Below are 823 nucleotides of genomic sequence, written 5' to 3'. Positions count from 1 at the left end.
TTGCGGCAGCTTAGCACCCCCGCCTCGATCCGCCGCCTTCAACACACCGTCGTCACCCAATCTCCCGCATAGCTCCGCTACGGGTACTTCCGGATCTACATCCTGCTGCGCCGGGAAGGTTGGCGGGTGAATCACAAGAGGGTCCACCGCCTCTACAGGGATGAGGGCCTCAGCCTGCGGCTCAAGCGGCCGCGCCGGCACGTCAGCGCGGCACACCGTGAGCGTCAGCCTGCTGCGCTCCGGCCGAACGAACGCTGGTCGATGGACTTCGTCTCCGACGCGCTGTTCGACGGCCGCCGGCTGCGGGCCCTGACGGTCGTCGATGCATTCACGCGCGAGGCTCTGGCGATCGAGGTCGACCAGGGCATCAAAGGCGAACAGGTCGTGGCTGTCGTCGGCCGCTTGGCGCTGCTGCGCGGAGCACCATGCGCGATTCAGGTCGATAACGGGCCTGAGTTCGTCTCGAAAGCCCTCGACCGCTGGGCCTACGAGAACGGTGTCACGTTGGACTTCTCACGGCCCGGCAAGCCGACCGACAACGCGCTGGTCGAGTCGTTCAACGGCCGGCTGCGCGACGAGTGCCTGAACGCGAACTGGTTCTTGTCGTTGGCCGACGCGAGGAGCAAGATCGAGACGTGGCGGCGGCACTACAACGAGAGCCGTCCTCACACCGCCCTGGGGTGGCGAACACCCCAGGAATTCGCCCTAGCGGCGGCCCTGCAGGCCGCCGAATGAGATCCGGAAGCTCACCTTCCGGCCGGACCAAAATCCGGGGGACCCTCAGGCCTGGCTCTTTTACAAATTTCCGAGCCCACAGGCAAGG

1 pseudogene is annotated in these 823 nt (G+C 66.0%); it reads left to right on the top strand.

From position 1 onward, the window contains the following. Positions 1-72 precede the first annotated feature (72 nt). A pseudogene (locus MZTS_RS24180) lies at positions 73-735 on the top strand (IS3-like element ISMex11 family transposase); the annotation flags it as partial. Between the last annotated feature and the right edge of the window lie 88 nt (positions 736-823).

Source organism: Methylorubrum zatmanii (genome assembly GCF_014845115.1).
Lineage (GTDB): Bacteria > Pseudomonadota > Alphaproteobacteria > Rhizobiales > Beijerinckiaceae > Methylobacterium > Methylobacterium zatmanii.
Note: the sequence above shows the minus strand (reverse complement) of the source record. Positions and strands in the feature narration are given on the sequence as shown.